This is a genomic window from Lacibacter sp., assembly GCF_057361365.1.
Map to the genome: position 1 here is coordinate 109,358 of NZ_JBMQSG010000007.1, position 16,227 is coordinate 125,584.

Consider the following 16,227-nt stretch of genomic DNA (forward strand, 5'->3'; position numbering starts at 1 on the left):
AAACAAATATAGTATTATTCTATATAGGAGTAGAAAATTTGCCATGCATTTATTCATGCAGAACCTTCATTTGTTCTGCCATGACATTATCCACAGCTGTGCAGAATCAGGCTGTTTTTAGCATTTAGATTTACGTAAATTTACTATTAAGTTTTTGAGTAGTTTCCGCATATGCCAGTGCTCAACTGCGGGCCGCAATTCATAAAACCCAGTGGGCTGCCAATTCCCAACAAAATATTTTTTTGTAAACGTTAGATTTTGATTCCAACCAGCGTATAAGATATATAGAGGGGGCTTTGACCATTTAACTTGGGTTAGTCCAAACCTCAGAAACGTCGACAAAAAATTCAAATGGCGTTAGATTTTTGATTAAACCATCGTATAAGATATATAGATGACCGATTTTAAAATAAATATTAACCCATTTGGGCAAACTGGATTGCCCGCTACCATATCGTTCCAGCCGGAGATGTTATTAAAACTCTTTTCCCGCTTAACCGGATGTAGTGAATGGAATTTTATAAAGTTAAAATTAATCGCTTATGCGGCTAAGAGAAAAGGAATTTTTAGAGGCACGTGCCCTAATGCTCCCTGTGCTGATTAAAAAGTTTCATAAATATGTGAAACTGGCGGGGGTGCAAAAGGCGAGAACGGAGTATGCCAAGGATCTGGCACACGATACAATAGCTCAGGCATTTCGAAACAGTGTGAATCCAATGTATGATCATTTACCCTGTATTGATCTGATCAAGATGAAAGCAAGAAACGTGTGGGCGGATGATTGGCGAAAAATACAGCGTTCCATTCCGGAATCAAACCTTGATCCGATTGAGTTTACATGGGCAGAGGGAGATGATCCGGAAATAGAAAAGGATGTGCCTTTAACCCTCGAAAGATTGATGACACTGTCAAATGCCCGTCAAGCGGACATCCTAAATAAACGTCTCGATGGTTTTGAGGTGAACGAAATTGCAGCAATGTATAATTGTTCTCCTGCTGCGGTAACTATGCAGATACAGAGATTGAAAAATAAATTTTTAAAAGGGAAACCTTAATTACCTACTAACTTTTATATATGGAGCACATTTTAAACCAGACAGATTTGCTAAAAGTCCTACTCGGACGATTTGTCAATCTCATGTATGTTAATGATGAAGAACTGGAGCGAATGCATGACTTTATCTTTTGCACCAGGCCAGTATCAGAACCCATAATGGAAGACAAGTCGGAGATATATGAAACGTTGGATTTTCTGAAGGATCTCGCTGAAGACAACAACCTTACCAGTGTGACTGATTTATTGAGGTATTTTGATAACCAGGTAAAATTGTCAGATGCAATCATTACGGAAGAAAGAAACCGTCTTCCATTATTTAACGAAGAATTTATGACACATGATTTTCTGGTTCAGAAGTTACATGAAGAATTAAGTAAACAGGCACGCATTCACTTCTTGGAAAATCATTACATAACCGTCATGCCTAAATTTCTAAGGCCTGTAAATATTCTGTACGGCTGTGGGGATCGTCTGCAGATTTTACCCAATACCGACGATATTCATTTCGAAAATTATTACAAAGCCTTCGCTCCGCAAAGAGAGTTATATCCGAAGGTTATTTCCTTTTTGAAAAAGCTGAAAGGATTTTTTTCAGTGGCAGTCAAAAAAAGAGTTCGGAAAGAGCGTATTAAAGTGAAACAACTCTACAGGCAGATTTACGATTGCATAGAAAAAGAACAGCCCATAGAAAATGAACAGATGAGGCTTATGCTCAGTAAGATTATGTTGATTGCAAAATACAACAACCCCGAGTTCAGGACTAAGCAATTAACCTTGAAGGAAGGTAAAGGCAGATCTGACAATAAAGAAAGTAAATCTGATTTTGCCGTTAGCAAGAAATATTACCAATATCTCACGCAAAAGCAATGGACAGTATTAAAAAGTCCGCAGGGCAGCAGTTGGAATACAACAGATAATCCTGGTTTCAGCATCGATATGAATGCTGTCACAGAAATGAACCAGATTGTGCCAGATCCATATTGGACGGATGTGTCAATGAACAGTCTGATTTATTTTCCATTATCTGATCAATATTGTCTACGGCTGGTTCCGGGTAACGACAGCCCTGTTGAGCCACAAGAAACAAGAATTGATTTTATGCATTGTACGCACGAAGAGCTGAATGTCGTAAATAAACTTTCACTGGCATCGCATCCTAAGGTATTGATCTCTCCACTTCATGGAATAAAAAAACGTACAGAGGGTCAGCATTGTGAAATGACTTACTAATTGCCATCATTTAACGACTGTACTATACTTATAATTGATCGTGAAGATCGTGATGGATTTTAATGTCTATGTGGTATGCAAGTATCAATAAAAATTAAAGAATAAAAAGCAATACTATGGAACAAAACAAAGACAATGCAGAGAAAGGTAATCCAGGTCAAAATGGAGGAAACGAGAAATTGATCACGCTTACCACCGTAGTAAATACGAAGCCGACAGAAGTAACAATTAATGAGAATGCTCCGCTGAAGGCTGCTGCTGAAAAAGCGCTTGTGCAGTCGCAAACCACCGGCCGGCTGCTAAATGATTATGAATTGAAATTAGGTGATCAGGTTCTTGACATGAACAAAAAAGTTAAAGACTACAACCTGAAAGATGGGACTACATTGTTTCTAAGTCTAAAAGCAGGCACCGGTGGAACAAAATAAAAACCTGCAGGTAGTGGATCTCGAGGTATCCAAGCAAAAGTTTGAACAGGAGACTTCGGAATTGATACAGAACGCAACGTTACAACGAAGTCGAGGAATCATTATTCTCGAATGTCAGTTTCCCAACATCAAACTTGCATTCTGTGCACCACAACTAAAGCCAATTCCTATCGTGTTTGCTGTCAATATCAATTTTAGCAATTACGACTTGGAACCTTTATCGCTGAAATTTATTCATCCCCTGACGTATAAAACACTTACGATACAGGAATTAGGAAATCCGTTTGGAAGAAATATTAGTACTGAACCGGGTAAGGTAGAGATCCAGCCCTTGGCATTGGGTCTGGCGGATCAGACAGCTTTTATTTGTTTGCCAGGAATACGTGAGTACCATGAACATTCTGATCACGGCAATGATCCTTGGCTAGATCATCGGGGTAAAGGAGGCGAAGGTACACTCGGTTATGTTATTGATAAGCTTTACCAATTTGGTATCAGTGCCATTTCACATCTCAGTGTACAGATCAATATTGTAAACGCCGCCATTGGCTTGGATGGTAAAAAAATTCCGGTATGAGTGATTTCCAGCAAATAACAAAAATCATTGTGCCTTTCAGGTTTTTAGAAAATATATATGATCACTTACGCAATGCCGGACAAGATGGTGTGGAGGGGGTGGGTCTATGGTTCGGGAAACAAGAGGAACATATTTTCACTGTTTATACTAGTATGATACCTGCACAGAAAGCCTATAGGACGGAAGAAGGATTACTGTACCAAGTGGGTGGTGAAGAACTTCATCGAATCAACCGGTGGGCATATGAAAATAAGTTGTTGTTATTAGTACAGCTTCACAGTCATCCCGGAAGAGCTTACCATTCCGATACAGATGATGCCTATCCTATTGTTGCTACTTTGGGAGGACTGTCAATAGTAATTCCAAATTTTGGATTCGATCCAATAGGGAAAAAATATTGGAAGGTTTATCGACTGGGGCAGGGCGGCTGGAAGGAGCTTACGGATGAACAAGTTGACACATTATTTCAAATCACTTAACTTTTATTTATGGCATTGGCCAATTTTCTTGGAAAATCAGCTTTAAGCGCTTCGCAGGTATTAAAGAAATTCGATTTCGATAATTTTCAGACGCTATTGTTATCGCGTTACGTGCGCATCTGCTTTAATAAAGCGTCTATTAAATCTTCTGAAGGTTTTGCGACGGCAGACATGCTGGTGAGGTTATTGGCCAGGTTATATCCAAACCTTTCTGTTCATTGCGTTGATGGTGTTACGCCGGAATTGCATCAGCTCAACGACCTTGCTCTTTCTATTAATCCAAACATCAACCTTACAGATTCTGAAGAGGCAATAACTGCACTAATTGGTGATACTGACATTGAAAAAGCATCCATAAAAATCTACATTGGTTCAGATAAATGGATATCCAAATTTTCACGAACAGAACCACAGTCATGTGGAAACTCTTCAAACAAGTTCGGTCCTGGTGCTGCTGCGTGTTTTGCAGCCGCCAACATCTTTCGTTGTATCTTTTCTGACCAACTTTCTGACGGCGAGTTGGATAATGATTTTATTTATTCGCTCTTCAATGGAAAAATTAATGAAGAAGCGATGCAAGGTCCCGAAATTGATCGGGTCATAATGGACGATACCGTTTTGGTTGGTCTCGGCGCCATTGGCAATGCAGTAATTTGGGCATTAACCAGCCTCGAAATTAATGGCAACCTGCATTTAGTTGACGGGGAACTTATTGATCGTAGCAACTTGCAGCGTTATATACTTACGAATCAAAATGATATTGACCAGCCAAAAACCTCTGTAGCAATTAAATTCCTTCATCGGTCCGATGTTCATGCACATTCCGTTCATTTCGATCAATATTTACAGAAAAGAGGAAATTGGAATATTCTTCGAGCGGCAGTATGTGTAGATTCAGCTCATCATCGAAGAATGGTGCAAGGTAGTTTACCAAAGAAACTAATTAATGCGTGGACACAACAGGAACAGTGCGGTCTATCCAGACATTATGATTTTATCGACGAACCTTGCCTTTGTTGCCTTTATCCCGCCAATAAAGAAGCTAAAAGCCTGCCTATGAAAATTGCCGAAAGCCTTGGATTAAGCCACCCGTTGCAACTGCAGTTAATAAGGGATTATATGGCACGGGAAAAACCGGTGGATCTGCAGATAGTTAATATGATTGCACAAGCAAAGAATATTGAGGCCAATCAATTAATGACATATATCGGCAAAAGACTGGAAGTATTCTATGCCGAAGTGGTGTGTGGTGGAGTCATGATGACGTTGGCCGGTGGTGAGCAAAAGGAGGCTGCTGAAGTGCCATCGGCGTTTGAATCAGCAATGTCCGGACTAATGTTGGGTGCAGAACTGATAATTGATTCTGCCCAGCTACGCAAAGACAAACCATATATTATTCAAAAGCTCAACCTGTTGCGACCAATATCGCCGTTTACTTACGATTCAGTTAAAAAACCTGGAACTTCTTTATGTATTTGTCAGGACGAAATATATAAAGCTCGTTACACCGATAAATGGAAAGTCAACCTCAGGGAATCATTTCTTGAAACAGAAAATGTAAAACCTCTAATAAAGCGGAAAATTCATGAGGACGAAAGTGCTGATCTCAAATCTTAGTTCAATCGTATTGGTTGAGTGGTTGCCGATTTGTTTTTATAATCCTTCGAAACTGTCACGACGTTTTAAAATAATTATCAACTTCTTTAGCAGCTAAATATATCTTCCTCCCTTTCTTTAAAATCTTTACTTTATTCTCCGCCACCAACTCATCAAATTTTGTTCGTTTGATCTTCACCGCATCCATAAATTCTTTCGCAGTAATATAATTGACCGCAGGTGAAGTAACAAGAGGAGCCGACGGTTGTTGCAATCTTTCCAATACTTCACTTATTGTCAACTTAAAATACTCCCATTCCTCTTTTGGTATTACCACGAATGTCATGTTCTCACTGTTCATATCGTTCCGTTTTCCTTTTGAATAAAATAGACCAGGCTTCCCAGGAAGTGATTGTACGATGGAATGTATTTGATATAGCCGTATTCGTGTAATTGTCGGATCGCTTTATGAAACGTATTATAACTGGAGATCTTACACATCGCTGCAAGTTCTGTACGAAAGAAAGATAGCGGCCCACAACCACCACTATCTTTCCATTTTTTCCAAAGAGACACATACACACTGATATGTGCGGTTGTGATCCTTGGATCATCTTCAACAGCTGCTAAAAAACTATGCAAAGGTTCCATCAGCTAATCTTTTGCTGTCGCCGTTTCTTTTTTTTTGAATCGTCACCCGGTCCTTCATCATCGCTGCCGGTTTGTTTCATGCTTTGCTTTTTATCTTCTTTAATAGATTGCTCCTGCGAATTATTTTCATAGAGTTTATCAGAGCGAAGACGTTGATTGGAACTGTCATAAAAATTCAGCGATTTAAATTGCGGAAGGGCTTCAATAAATACTTTCTGATCCTTACCGTTAACTTCAAGAGTTACAGATTGACGGTTACCACGTTGTAATGATTCAGTGAGTCGCTGCGCATCTGTTTCGTTTTGCATTTCCCTGATCGGGTGCTTGTTGAGCGTTGCCTGCAAGTCGTACCCGTAATTTTCGTGGTACTGTTTCATCTTATAGTTACCATTTGCATCTGATTCTTTAAAATCGAGTTGTAACCAGCCATTATACTTTTCACCATCCTTCGTGGTTAATTCCTTATGAACGGCCCGGCCACTCATCAGGTTGTAAGCTTCCTTCAGTGTGATATTTTCTTCCTTCGCATTGATGAAAAAAGTTTGTTTGATCGGATCAGTATGCTGTTCGTTTTTCAACATTAAACTATAACGATTGAAAAAATACATGTCACTGTCTTCTGATTTCCGGAAATGAAGAATAGCAGCAGTCTGATCTTTACCGTAATCTTTTTGAAAGCTCAACGTGAACTGCGGTTCTTGCTTTTGTATTTTTTCTTTGAGCTGTTGTTGAAGGTCTTCACTAAACCCCGTATACTTTAGTTGATTACTCAGGTAATCAAAATTCTTTTCATTCATGATTGATAAATTTTTTGAGTTCTTTAATTGCTGTTCCAGTCTTTCTCCATAAACAATTTGTTTCAGCAGTTCAACCGGTGAAGATGCATGGATCACTTTGTAGTTGTCATATTCACTTACATTGTTGTCAGCAAATTCATAAGCTTCATCGCTTTTTTGGAAGAAATACATATCACCCTTTTCCAGGAAATATGGAACCGTATTATAAGCGATCCAGCACTCATATCTTAACAGTGCAATCTGCGCCCTTTGAAACAGTTCATCCGCTATTACATGATCACGGCTCATCTCAGGTCAGGTAAAGGGATGGCTTTAATAAGGTGCTGGTTTTTTAGTTTCAGCTGCAAATGACGTCCGCCGTTGTTTTCCATCAGTTGAATGATGAACAACTTTGCATCGGGTATCGTGAATTTATCCAGTGCCACCGTTATCGTGGAAAAGCTATAAGCTTTTACCTGCCTTGTGTTGCCGGCGATATGAAGGGGTTTTAACTCATTTTCCTGGACGGCAGTGCGTTTACCTTTCTTTTTATCACGGATATAAAATTTCAACAGTCCAATATCGTAATCGATGGGACTGTTGTTACGCAGCATGATCTGATAGTACATCACATCATCTTTTATATAGATGCCTGTCACAGCAGTTGCCATATTCCATTTGCCGGTATGAATTCCCCGAATGGTTGGTTGATTATCAATAATACCATTCGCATAGGTTTCAATAGAAGATGTTTTCAGTTCAGGTAAATGATAGATAAAGTTTTCCGGTTGCTCGATGTAGTTCACACGAAAAGTATAGACGGAACCATCTTTTGTGACAACGCTTAAATTCGTTTCAGGAAAACGTTGCGAGGCCGCTTTGACCAGGAGGATATGATCTGCTTCTTTTAACTGCTGCACCAGCACATCTTTTGTGCCCCGGTCAACATGCTTCACAGCAAAGGGAAACACAAGGCTTATTGTTTTGTCGGTTGTGATCTGTAGGGAAGAAGTTTGCGCCATTACTGAAACGATAAACCAGTACACGCAAATCAAACACACGAATCGTTTCATTGTTTTTGTTTTAGAGATGATGAAATAATTATTAAACTTTATTGTTTAGTAAAACTTTGTAACCTGCCTTCACCATCACTTTTACTTGTTTTACTTTACGGCCGAGAAGTGATTTGACTGTATTGATACCTGTAGCTGCGGCCTGTGCTTTCAGTGAAGGATCAAAACGGGAAAGCTCCATTAATTGTAAACTGTTATCGGTCGATTGTTTTACCACATCACGGGTGATCGCACCTGGTATATAAATGCCGCTTAATCCATCCAGATCATGCAGTTCCATTTTTACAGGAAAAATTGAATTTCCATAACGAATAGAACTAATGGCAACGTCCAATCGTTCACCATTCAAAGTCACTGTACCATAGATGAAATTACCGATAGGTATTTTAGATCCGCTGACATAAATATCCTGTAGTAATCTTAGCTTGATCACTGCTCCGGTCACCAACACCTGGTTCTCATTGACCACAGCTTCAATTGAATTCGAATGAACGCTAATGATGTCCTTCTCTATGTCGAAAAAACCATAGACCGTTGTATCAACTGACGACACAGATAACACGGGAAAAATATTTACAGGGTTAGAATTTTCTTTTTCTTTCATTCTTTCTTTCACCCTCTCCGGATGCTTAATGTCTAGTATCTTATCCATGACATTGGATAGCTGTTTTATTTCCGGGTCTTCCTGGTTTCCTGTGCTCATTTGCTGCATCATGTTTTCAAGCCGTCCAATATCACCGTTCAATGCGGGCGAAGATGAATAAAGTTGATTCCCTTCTTCATCATTCGAAGGTCCGGTTGTAGTTGCCTCCAGTTGTCTTTGTAACAATGCTAACTTCTGCACGAGTTCGTCCTCAGGTCGTTGTTTTGTTTGTGCGTAAGGTGAAAGATTCAATCGCTGATTATACTTTGAAGCGGTTGCCTCCGTCATTTCTTCCAGTTCAAATGAAGAAGGCTGTTGCTCCTTTCCCATTTGTTGCGTGTAATAAGGATCACTACGCATCCATTCCTCCAGTTCTGCAGAGTCCTTATCTGCTTTGTTGTAGAATCCCAGTTTGTCTAAAAGTGCTTCTTCTTTTTCCTTTGCATCCGGCAACTGAGGGTTTAATCCCTGGGCAACATTTGTTGTCTGCTCGTTGTTTCCCTTACCTCCTCCTAATGACCAGAAAGCTAGGGTAAGAAAGGGAATCACCATGAGTGGCAAGAATAACATCATTTTTCTTTTTCGCAGTTCTGCCTGCGTCTGCATCACATTGTTCATACGCTTCATTTTATTTTTTGTGAATGATAAATTTGTTCCAACACTTCGATGCTGTCGGATAATCCTTTCCGGATCGTTTGCTCGGTACTATCCATGTACTGTTTATAGATCTGTAATTCCTGGTAGAGTTGCTCGGTTACATAGTTGTTTCGTTCCTTGATTTCCGCTCCTGTTTTATCAAAGTGTTTAAGAATCTTGATACGCTTTACTTCAAACACGGTTTGCTTTTTGACATCTCCGAAAATCGCATCCATTGCCAGATACATGCTAAACCCTCCGCTTGCAAGACAAAACAGGATCAATCCTATCTTTATATTTTTGTTCGACAACATTGAAATTTCTTTATTCATCCGCTTTGAAATATTGTTTTGCAACGTCAGACCTGCATTGGCAATTTTTTCCGCAGCTTTATCCGTCCAATGATGATCGTTTCGTTCTTGATTTTTTCTGCCCCACATGATCAGTTCCTGTTTTGAATAGTGATGTCTTTATTTTCTAACGTCCGCCACCGTTCAATTAAAAAACCGTGTGAGTTGTGATCACTGCGGGACACATTTCGCAGGTAACCTTCTGTAATTAAGCTACGGCTGACAATCGTAGTGGGACGGATGATTTTTTGTTCGCCTTTGTAACGGAAATAGAACGGGTACATTTCTGTATTAATGATAATGCTGTCCACTTCGATTTCCTGACTGATATTACCAGAGATAAGATTGGAGTAATAACCATTTTCTTTAAGGGTCAGGTATTGTTGCCTGGCAGTGCCATCGGCGAGGTACAATGCTTTGCCGATATTTGTTTCAATAACTTTATCATCCGGATCTAAGTTGAAAAAGTACTGGTGAAACATCTTGACATGATCCCTTGCCTCAACTGGTATATTATCCTTTCTATCAGCAGCATAAGCTTCCAATGCTTTTCCATTGGCGAGAATAAAAATCCGCTGTTGCGCCTGCTCAGTTAGCTGGTAGCTTTTATAAACAATGAAACTGGTTACAGCAATACAGGCGATCACAAATACAATAGAGAATAACCTGATTTGCCGGAACGCCGTGTCAATGTTTTGCATTTTTTTGAACATATCTTTAATTTGTTGATCAACGCATAAGCTTATTTGCCGCTGATCTTGTCTTTGAAATAACTGTCACTCGCACCATGCCCGGCCATACTTTGCTGTACTTTCGAAGCAGCGCTACCGAGTGCATCTACCGCCATACCTCCACCGGCAATCGTCATACTTTTAGCCTGGCTCGATGCCATACTGAAACGGTCCGTTACTTTTTGTAATAGTGCATTACCACCACCGGCATGAACAATGTAATTGGCAACAGAGGGAACAGTAAAATAGCCGATGATACCGATAATCATAAAGATGAGGTAAGCAGTATCAGTTGTAGAAAAAAATGTATCTCCATTGGTAGCGATCTGGTGCAAATCTTCCTTCAACATATTCTCCTGTATCTTTCCAAGTATGCCTCCGAAAATATTTGCCACCGGCAGCCATAAGAAAATATTCAGGTAGCGTGCGATCCACACCGTTAGTGTATGTTGGAACCCATCAAAGACGGCAATACCAAAAACCAATGGGCCAAGAATTGCTAGTACGATCATATAAAAAGTCCGGATGGTATTGATACATAGCGCTGCCGCTTCAAATAACACTTTCAATATTTCAGACATCCATTGCTTAACTGAATTGCGGAAACTGTACGAGAATTTCGCAAGTGCAAACTTGATGTCATTACCAATGCTGCTCATCATTCCTTCACTTTTATCACCGTAATGATATTTATACCATTTGTCACGATCACCACTGCCACCAGGTCCTACATACATTTGCCAATAGGCCGTCGTTTTAATGGCATCTTCTTTCATCTTCAATAACTGCGCAATAGCTTTATCAGAATCCGTCACCATCTTTGCTGTACCCGTAACAGTTGGCTTCATGACGCCGTTGATCATGGCGATCACAGAAGGAAAGATCAATACGGCAAACCCCAATACAAAAGGACGGAACAAAGGATAGAGATCTATAGGCTCCGCTCTGGCTATTTGTCCCCATACACGTGAAGCGATATACCAGGTTGCAGCAAAGCCTGCGATCCCTCTGCCTACCCCAATTAGTTGGCTGCATAACGGGATCATGTCTGCATACAATGTATCAAGCACTTCATTCAGGCTGCGGATACGTCCTGCCATCTGCGCTTTGGCAAAATGCGGAGTTGCAAATACAGCGAGCAATAGACTCACTACTCTTACACACAATTTTCCTTTCATCACGATAACTTTAATTTCTGCATCTTATATAGAACTTACATTACACTGGCAACAATCAATAACCATAAATCCTTTTCGAAAAGTTGATTTCTGTTTGTTCCGCCTTTCGTTGCAACGCCAGATACGAAGTGCTGTTGTTGAAGCTTGTCAGAAAAGCAAACTGATCTTCAATCCGTGCGTGGATACGATCGATGGCCTGCAATCGCTCATCATCTGTCATACGTAACTCTCCTGCAGTGATCACCATAAATAGTTCATCGATACCTTTCACACTTTCTTTGAATAAGTTGGAATAGACTTTACCGATATAGTCGATTTCTTTTGCGGTGAATACCTTGTCCTCTTTAAAACGGTTGAACGCTTCTTTGTATCGTTTCACGATTAATGCCTGGTAATTGATAATCTCGGTAACTCGCTTATATTTTTTGACAACCGGGCTCACTTCCATCAGTTCATCCAGGAAAGTTTTGTGCAGGTTGAAATTTCCAGATGAAATATCCTTGATGGTTGTATAGCCCTTTTCCACGATCTTCCACCCGTCATACATATTTTGTAATATTTTCTTGAACTGTGTGAGCTTTTCCCAGTTCAACAGCAACTGCTGTATTTCCTGTTCCTGCGAAAAGGAAACATGGCTGACGCAACAGAAGGAAAGAATGATCAGCAACTTTTTCATCGGTGTCCGTTTAATAAATTTGAATGCTTTAATTCTATTCGTTCATTTAACCTCTGGGTCGCCAGCAACTTCATATCACTACCAAAAGAACGGGCGAAGGAAAACTTATCCTGCATATCGAGATAAATGATATCGATACGTTGAATGCGTTCATCATCTGTCATCTCTATTGCCCCATTCGTAATGACGGTTAATAATTCATCGATGGCCTTCAGGCATTCATCGAATAATTGATCAAACACTTTTCTACAATACTCCAGTTCTTCATGGCTGAATTGTCCCGACTGCCGCACGGCATCAATGGCCTGTTTACATGTTTTGATAATGCGTGCCTGGTATACAATAATATCAGCAACCTTTATCCAGCCTTTGATTTCTGGATTGACAATTTTCAATGAATCAAAATGACCAAGATGTAATTTGAAATCTCCCTTCTTGATATCACGAATCGTGTGCAAACCGCCTGAAACAATTCTGTAACCTTTCTTCGCATACTCGATGTACACTTTATTGGCAGCGATCTGTTCCAGTAACCGTTTGATCTTTGTTTGTTTTTGCTGCGTCCATTCTTCCAGCGTTTGTGCTGAAGCGGACAGGACAATGTTGATGAGCAAAACACAAAAAATAGGTTTCAGTTTCATAGACCATATAATTTTTTGACATACTCAATTTCACCCTGCTCAATTGCTCGTTGCAGGGAGATTAGTTTACTTTCTTCATTGAATGCCTTTAAGTCCATCAACGTTTGTTCTACACTGACCGCAACAGTATCAATGATCTCCAGGCGCTTGGCATCACTCATCTGCGTAACAAACGCATTGATCACTAAAAAAAGCTGATCGACGTTTTTGGCGCTTTCTTTCATCATGCCGGTATAGACACTTAACATGTAATCCAGTTCTTCTTTTGTGAAGTGCTTATCCTGCCGGAACAAAGCCCATGCTGCTTTATACTCCGTGATGATCTGTGATTGTTGTGTAAGGATATCCCTGACTCGCTGGTAATAAGTAAGAGCTATCTTCACTTTACGCAACTCTTCAAAATAGTCGGCGTACAACTTCCGTTGTTTTTCTGTCCAATCTTTGATTTCATCCAGGTGTAGTTTGGACAATGTATTTTCCAATGTCTTTTGCGCATTCTGCAGCCAGATGGTTTTATTCTGCAATCGCTGTAACTGAAGATCAACAGCAACGATCACCTTTGTAACAGCGGCTTTGATGATTTCCAGGATTGGGTCTTGCGCCTTCGCTTTTTGTACCGGGACGAGCAGGCAGCAAAAAAGCAAGCCCGACAACACAACTATTTTCTTCATAGTTTAAATTTGTTACATTAAAAAACTTATTCTTTTCTTCTCAGTTCTTCAGCAAACACAGTGATTCCCTTTTGGATATCGCCACCAAATTTTTCAGCATATTGCATCAACTTTACTTTTTCGGTTTCTTCAGTAGTATAAGAGAGATATTCTTCCAATGATACTTCTGTCCGGTACACTTTTGACAGAATGCCACCGAGTGAGATAAACACTTCTTTGTATTTTTTAGACGGGTCATTGGCCTTGTTGATGGATAAGACCAATGCTTTTTCTTTCTCTGTTAATCCCAGTAGTTCCTGTATCTGGTCAAACTTGTTTTGGTATTTGCTTTGATCCAGTAAAATTTTGCAATCGCTGTTATTAATGATCGCCTGTTTGACAACAGGCGAAGAAATAATATCTTCCACTTCCTGTGTGACAACAATAGCTTCGCCAAAAAATTTGCGGACTGTTTTGAACAGGTACTTAATGTATTCCGCCATCCCTTCCTTGGCAATAGCTTTCCAGGCTTCTTCAATCAGGATCATCTTGCGGATACCTTTCAGTTTCCGCATTTTTGAAATGAACACCTCCATGATAATGATCGTCACGACAGGGAACAGGATCGGGTGATCTTTGATATTGTCTAGTTCAAAAACAATAAAGCGTTTTTTGAGTAATTCAAGGTTGTTAGTAGCATTGAGCAGGTAATCAAACTCACCGCCTTTGTAATAGGGACGTAACACGTAGAGAAAATTAGATACATCAAAATCTTTCTCCTTCACCTTATCCGTTTGTAACACGGCTACAAAATCCTCCTGCAGGAATTCATAAAATGTATTGAAGCAGGGGAACAGGTTTGTATATTTATCCAGCTTCTCATAGTAAAGTTGTAAGGCGTTGGAAAGTGCCACATACTCAGAACGGTTAAATGTTTCGTTATCCTTTTTCCAGAGTGCAAGCAATAATGTTTTGATACTTTCTTTTTTTTCAGTGTCAAGTGAATCACCCTCGCCAATAAAGAATGGATTGAAGCGGATAGGATTTTTTTCATCATAGGTGAAGTAATAACCCTTGACCATTTGACATAGACCTTTATAGCTATGTCCTACATCAACAAGTACAATATGAGTTCCCTGTTCATAATAAGAACGCACCATGTGATTGGTAAAAAAACTTTTGCCACTTCCCGACGGTCCGAGGATAAACTTATTGCGGTTGGTGCAGACGCCTTTTTTCATTGGTTCATCGGACAGGTCCACATGAACCGGCTTACCAGAAAGGCGGTCGCCCAACCGGAGACCAACGGGAGACAAAGAAGAACGGTAATTGGTTTCCAGGTTAAGAAAACAACAGGCCTGTTCAGCAAAGCTGTCGAAGCTGTCATTCATAGGAAAGTCTGCTTCATTCCCTGGTATGCCCGCCCAGAAGATCTGCGGCGCTCCCGACAACTCCTGCTTCGGGGTCGCATCCATCTGGGTCAGGGCTGATGATACCAGGTTACGTACGTCTTTCAATTCTTTAGTATTATCTGTCCAGACAAGTACATTGAAATGCGCTTTAACCGGCAAACGCTGTTGTGAAATCGCTTCATTCAAAAAATCATTCGTTGCATCCCTGCTTATTGCATTTTCACGGGAATAAGCCGAAAGACTTTGCAGGCGCAGGCGTTTACTTTCCAGCTTTTGTAAAGTCTTTTGTGCATCATCAATGAAGATGTACTGGTTGTAAATGTGATTACAAGGAAGCAGTTGCCCTAACGGCGAAGCAAAACCGACACTGAATTTTGTTCTGTCTGTTGAATACTTATCATAGTTGATCCTTGAACCGCAATAAGCTGGCAGGTCGGCTGCATCGGCAAGTGTAAACAACTGGCAATGATTGTTACCTACTTTGATCCCTTCGTTAAAGCTGATATCATGTAACAGGAAAGAATGCTCATTTGGTTGCAGGTTCATATACCGCTCAATTAATCCGCAATACAGATCGCTGCCTGATAATTCTTCATCAGTTAATCGTCTCAGTTGAATAAAGCCGCTGTCTTTCAGGATACGTTCAAACTGTCCGGCGCTATCAAGAAAATCCTGCAGAAGTTGAGGTTTTAATGTTTCTTCAGGGACAATCGATCTTCGCAGAAGATTGGAGAATAAAGAACTGCCTGCTTTCCGGTTAACCGGTTTGCGGGTAAGCATGATGTAGCATTGATGATCGAGATAAGGCCGCTCGTTAAAGAACCGTTCACTGCTGCGGCTTAAAAAGCTTTGATCATCCTTTGTAAAATCTATTCGATACTTTGCTTCAGTGAACCAATCCTGTTTATGAAAAATGGTATGTTTGGGCAGTATCCTGATGGCTTTGATTAAAGTTTGATGCAACGCTTCATATTCCTGATCGCTCAGTGTAAACAATTCCGGTAATGTCACTTCATAAGCAATGGTGATATCACCTTGCTTGGAAAGGATGCTGTCATGTTCAACACCGAATAGAGGAAAAATATCGTTCAATTCTTTTTGCATAATTCTGTAAATACTTTTCTTGAATAACTTTTTACAACAGTTGGAATACTTCGTTTGGCGATGGCTTTCATCATACCATATTCACCATATTTATTACTCAGTTTGTACACGTGCACGAATAAAACAGTGCCACAGATGATAATGATTGCAAGACAGACGAACGTGTTTACACCAACGATATAAAGAACAGCAAATCCAATAAGGAGAAACAGCAAGCCCGCACCTAGATACCAGATATATTGTGCTCTCAGCCCTTTAAATTCAATGGGTTTATTAATTCCTTTGTTGATGGAATAGACACTTGTTGCCATGGCTTTATTAATTGATCGGTAGGGGTAA

The 16,227-nt window shown here is 40.1% G+C and carries 19 protein-coding genes; 6 read left to right on the forward strand and 13 right to left on the reverse strand.

Translation table 11 applies throughout. From position 1 onward, the window contains the following. Nucleotides 1-542 precede the first annotated feature (542 nt). From ACO1QW_RS05290 to ACO1QW_RS05315, 6 genes are all read left to right on the forward strand, one after another. Entirely contained in the window at nucleotides 543-1,055 is a 513-nt protein-coding gene (locus ACO1QW_RS05290) for an RNA polymerase sigma factor (RefSeq protein WP_486256387.1), read from the forward strand. Nucleotides 1,056-1,075: 20 nt separating this feature from the next. Beyond that, on the forward strand, nucleotides 1,076-2,287 hold the full coding sequence (locus tag ACO1QW_RS05295) for a DUF4238 domain-containing protein (RefSeq protein ID WP_486256388.1): 1,212 nt from the start codon (nucleotides 1,076-1,078) through the stop codon (nucleotides 2,285-2,287). A 116-nt stretch (nucleotides 2,288-2,403) separates the two neighbouring features. Further along, nucleotides 2,404-2,715, forward strand: coding sequence for a DUF2604 domain-containing protein (locus ACO1QW_RS05300; protein WP_486256390.1), 312 nt, complete (start codon nucleotides 2,404-2,406; stop codon nucleotides 2,713-2,715). Then, nucleotides 2,702-3,292 carry a putative metal-binding protein gene (locus ACO1QW_RS05305; protein WP_486256391.1) on the forward strand — a complete coding sequence of 197 codons (591 nt, stop codon included), beginning with the start codon at nucleotides 2,702-2,704 and terminating at the stop codon, nucleotides 3,290-3,292. The genes ACO1QW_RS05300 and ACO1QW_RS05305 overlap by 14 nt, the downstream gene beginning before the upstream one ends. Further along, nucleotides 3,289-3,771 carry a Mov34/MPN/PAD-1 family protein gene (locus ACO1QW_RS05310; protein ID WP_486256393.1) on the forward strand — a complete coding sequence of 161 codons (483 nt, stop codon included), beginning with the start codon at nucleotides 3,289-3,291 and terminating at the stop codon, nucleotides 3,769-3,771. Before ACO1QW_RS05305 ends, ACO1QW_RS05310 begins: the two co-directional genes overlap by 4 nt. A gap of 9 nt (nucleotides 3,772-3,780) precedes the next feature. Next, the gene (locus ACO1QW_RS05315) at nucleotides 3,781-5,388 is read left to right on the forward strand and encodes an E2 ligase fold family C protein (protein ID WP_486256395.1); all 1,608 of its coding nucleotides are present in this window, start codon (nucleotides 3,781-3,783) and stop codon (nucleotides 5,386-5,388) included. A gap of 55 nt (nucleotides 5,389-5,443) precedes the next feature. On the opposite strand, the gene ACO1QW_RS05320 is transcribed toward ACO1QW_RS05315, so the two are convergent. The 13 genes from ACO1QW_RS05320 to ACO1QW_RS05380 are packed head-to-tail and all read right to left on the reverse strand — an operon-like array spanning nucleotide 5,444 to nucleotide 16,199. Further along, nucleotides 5,444-5,728, reverse strand: a complete 285-nt coding sequence (locus tag ACO1QW_RS05320; protein WP_486256397.1) for a hypothetical protein — start codon at nucleotides 5,726-5,728, stop codon at nucleotides 5,444-5,446. Further along, entirely contained in the window at nucleotides 5,725-6,018 is a 294-nt protein-coding gene (locus ACO1QW_RS05325) for a hypothetical protein (protein ID WP_486256398.1), read from the reverse strand. The genes ACO1QW_RS05320 and ACO1QW_RS05325 overlap by 4 nt, the downstream gene beginning before the upstream one ends. After that, complete coding sequence (locus ACO1QW_RS05330) at nucleotides 6,018-7,103, reverse strand: hypothetical protein (protein WP_486256401.1); 1,086 nt, start codon at nucleotides 7,101-7,103, stop codon at nucleotides 6,018-6,020. The genes ACO1QW_RS05325 and ACO1QW_RS05330 overlap by 1 nt, the downstream gene beginning before the upstream one ends. After that, a complete protein-coding gene (gene traN / locus ACO1QW_RS05335; protein WP_486256403.1) occupies nucleotides 7,100-7,867 on the reverse strand; it encodes a conjugative transposon protein TraN in 768 nt (255 codons plus the stop codon). Before traN ends, ACO1QW_RS05330 begins: the two co-directional genes overlap by 4 nt. A gap of 31 nt (nucleotides 7,868-7,898) precedes the next feature. Then, nucleotides 7,899-9,137, reverse strand: coding sequence for a conjugative transposon protein TraM (traM, locus tag ACO1QW_RS05340; RefSeq protein ID WP_486256404.1), 1,239 nt, complete (start codon nucleotides 9,135-9,137; stop codon nucleotides 7,899-7,901). Next, nucleotides 9,134-9,586, reverse strand: a complete 453-nt coding sequence (locus ACO1QW_RS05345) for a hypothetical protein (protein WP_486256405.1) — start codon at nucleotides 9,584-9,586, stop codon at nucleotides 9,134-9,136. Before ACO1QW_RS05345 ends, traM begins: the two co-directional genes overlap by 4 nt. Before the next feature lie 2 nt (nucleotides 9,587-9,588). Further along, entirely contained in the window at nucleotides 9,589-10,209 is a 621-nt protein-coding gene (gene traK / locus ACO1QW_RS05350) for a conjugative transposon protein TraK (protein WP_486256406.1), read from the reverse strand. Nucleotides 10,210-10,238: 29 nt separating this feature from the next. Further along, on the reverse strand, nucleotides 10,239-11,405 hold the full coding sequence (gene traJ / locus ACO1QW_RS05355; protein WP_486256407.1) for a conjugative transposon protein TraJ: 1,167 nt from the start codon (nucleotides 11,403-11,405) through the stop codon (nucleotides 10,239-10,241). 55 nt (nucleotides 11,406-11,460) lie between these two features. Continuing rightward, the gene (locus ACO1QW_RS05360) at nucleotides 11,461-12,081 is read right to left on the reverse strand and encodes a TerB family tellurite resistance protein (protein ID WP_486256409.1); all 621 of its coding nucleotides are present in this window, start codon (nucleotides 12,079-12,081) and stop codon (nucleotides 11,461-11,463) included. Beyond that, on the reverse strand, nucleotides 12,078-12,722 hold the full coding sequence (locus ACO1QW_RS05365) for a hypothetical protein (protein ID WP_486256410.1): 645 nt from the start codon (nucleotides 12,720-12,722) through the stop codon (nucleotides 12,078-12,080). Before ACO1QW_RS05365 ends, ACO1QW_RS05360 begins: the two co-directional genes overlap by 4 nt. Next, on the reverse strand, nucleotides 12,719-13,393 hold the full coding sequence (locus ACO1QW_RS05370; protein ID WP_486256412.1) for a conjugal transfer protein TraI: 675 nt from the start codon (nucleotides 13,391-13,393) through the stop codon (nucleotides 12,719-12,721). The genes ACO1QW_RS05365 and ACO1QW_RS05370 overlap by 4 nt, the downstream gene beginning before the upstream one ends. Before the next feature lie 26 nt (nucleotides 13,394-13,419). Further along, a complete protein-coding gene (locus ACO1QW_RS05375; protein ID WP_486256414.1) occupies nucleotides 13,420-15,888 on the reverse strand; it encodes a TraG family conjugative transposon ATPase in 2,469 nt (822 codons plus the stop codon). Next, the gene (locus ACO1QW_RS05380; RefSeq protein ID WP_486256416.1) at nucleotides 15,873-16,199 is read right to left on the reverse strand and encodes a DUF4133 domain-containing protein; all 327 of its coding nucleotides are present in this window, start codon (nucleotides 16,197-16,199) and stop codon (nucleotides 15,873-15,875) included. The genes ACO1QW_RS05375 and ACO1QW_RS05380 overlap by 16 nt, the downstream gene beginning before the upstream one ends. Nucleotides 16,200-16,227 lie beyond the last annotated feature (28 nt).

Excerpts from the sequence above, each read along its gene's own strand:
- traJ (WP_486256407.1), bottom strand. The coding sequence starts at position 11,405 with ATGAAAGGAAAATTGTGTGTAAGAGTAGTGAGTCTATTGCTCGCTGTA.
- ACO1QW_RS05360 (WP_486256409.1), bottom strand. The coding sequence starts at position 12,081 with ATGAAAAAGTTGCTGATCATTCTTTCCTTCTGTTGCGTCAGCCATGTT.
- ACO1QW_RS05370 (WP_486256412.1), bottom strand. The coding sequence starts at position 13,393 with ATGAAGAAAATAGTTGTGTTGTCGGGCTTGCTTTTTTGCTGCCTGCTC.
- ACO1QW_RS05315 (WP_486256395.1), top strand. The coding sequence starts at position 3,781 with ATGGCATTGGCCAATTTTCTTGGAAAATCAGCTTTAAGCGCTTCGCAG.
- ACO1QW_RS05290 (WP_486256387.1), top strand. The coding sequence starts at position 543 with ATGCGGCTAAGAGAAAAGGAATTTTTAGAGGCACGTGCCCTAATGCTC.
- ACO1QW_RS05345 (WP_486256405.1), bottom strand. The coding sequence starts at position 9,586 with ATGTGGGGCAGAAAAAATCAAGAACGAAACGATCATCATTGGACGGAT.
- ACO1QW_RS05365 (WP_486256410.1), bottom strand. The coding sequence starts at position 12,722 with ATGAAACTGAAACCTATTTTTTGTGTTTTGCTCATCAACATTGTCCTG.
- ACO1QW_RS05330 (WP_486256401.1), bottom strand. The coding sequence starts at position 7,103 with ATGAGCCGTGATCATGTAATAGCGGATGAACTGTTTCAAAGGGCGCAG.
- traN (WP_486256403.1), bottom strand. The coding sequence starts at position 7,867 with ATGAAACGATTCGTGTGTTTGATTTGCGTGTACTGGTTTATCGTTTCA.
- ACO1QW_RS05380 (WP_486256416.1), bottom strand. The coding sequence starts at position 16,199 with ATGGCAACAAGTGTCTATTCCATCAACAAAGGAATTAATAAACCCATT.
- ACO1QW_RS05300 (WP_486256390.1), top strand. The coding sequence starts at position 2,404 with ATGGAACAAAACAAAGACAATGCAGAGAAAGGTAATCCAGGTCAAAAT.
- ACO1QW_RS05310 (WP_486256393.1), top strand. The coding sequence starts at position 3,289 with ATGAGTGATTTCCAGCAAATAACAAAAATCATTGTGCCTTTCAGGTTT.
- ACO1QW_RS05320 (WP_486256397.1), bottom strand. The coding sequence starts at position 5,728 with ATGAACAGTGAGAACATGACATTCGTGGTAATACCAAAAGAGGAATGG.
- ACO1QW_RS05325 (WP_486256398.1), bottom strand. The coding sequence starts at position 6,018 with ATGGAACCTTTGCATAGTTTTTTAGCAGCTGTTGAAGATGATCCAAGG.
- ACO1QW_RS05295 (WP_486256388.1), top strand. The coding sequence starts at position 1,076 with ATGGAGCACATTTTAAACCAGACAGATTTGCTAAAAGTCCTACTCGGA.
- ACO1QW_RS05375 (WP_486256414.1), bottom strand. The coding sequence starts at position 15,888 with ATGCAAAAAGAATTGAACGATATTTTTCCTCTATTCGGTGTTGAACAT.
- traK (WP_486256406.1), bottom strand. The coding sequence starts at position 10,209 with ATGTTCAAAAAAATGCAAAACATTGACACGGCGTTCCGGCAAATCAGG.
- traM (WP_486256404.1), bottom strand. The coding sequence starts at position 9,137 with ATGAAGCGTATGAACAATGTGATGCAGACGCAGGCAGAACTGCGAAAA.